At 60.4% G+C, this 273-nt stretch carries 1 pseudogene; it reads left to right on the top strand.

Going from position 1 to position 273, the window contains the following annotated elements:
* Window positions 1–273 (top strand): annotated as a pseudogene (locus tag X742_RS0139990) (branched-chain amino acid ABC transporter permease LivH); the annotation flags it as partial.

Raw genomic sequence — 273 nt, 5'->3', positions numbered from 1 at the left:
ATCGGCATGTCGATCGCGCTTTCGAACTTCGTCCAGGTGACGCAAGGCCCGCGCAACAAGCCGATCCCGCCGATGGTCAGCCAAGTCTACAACATCAACGGCGTCAGCGTGTCGCTTAAGCAGATCATCATCGTCATCGTCACCGCTTTGCTGTTGGCGCTGTTCTGGTACTTGGTCAACAAGACCTCGCTTGGCCGGGCGCAACGCGCCTGCGAGCAGGACCGCAAGATGGCCGCACTGCTGGGCATCGACGTCGACCGCACCATCTCGATC

Source organism: Mesorhizobium sp. LNHC229A00 (assembly GCF_000502415.1).
In the GTDB taxonomy this organism is placed as follows: domain Bacteria; phylum Pseudomonadota; class Alphaproteobacteria; order Rhizobiales; family Rhizobiaceae; genus Mesorhizobium.
This window is presented reverse-complemented; position numbering and strand designations above follow the sequence as displayed.